This window comes from Bacillus sp. SIMBA_074 (assembly GCF_046534555.1).
Classification (GTDB): domain Bacteria; phylum Bacillota; class Bacilli; order Bacillales; family Bacillaceae_G; genus Bacillus_A; species Bacillus_A mycoides.
The window spans coordinates 1-236 of sequence record NZ_JAWRYM010001218.1; the positions used below are offsets into that span (position 1 = coordinate 1).

Annotated in this window: 1 protein-coding gene; it reads left to right on the plus strand. The window is 46.2% G+C overall.

Annotated elements, in window-relative coordinates:
- Positions 1-236, plus strand: a 236-nt coding sequence (locus SB773_RS34605; protein WP_410595069.1) for a proton-conducting transporter transmembrane domain-containing protein, incomplete at both ends; no start/stop codon positions are given.

Genomic DNA, 236 nt, shown 5'->3' on the forward strand with positions numbered 1-236 from the left:
CTTACGGGGGACCTTTTCAATCTATTCGTCTTTTTCGAAGTCATGCTGATGGCTTCTTACGTGCTGCTTGTACTGGGGGGGACGAAAATCCAACTGAGGGAATCATTGAAGTATATCATCGTCAATGTGCTTTCCTCGTCCTTTTTCGTCATCATGGTGGCGTACCTTTATTCAGTTCTAGGTACATTGAACATGGCGGACATCAGTCAAAGGATAGCGGAGGTAAACCAGCCTGG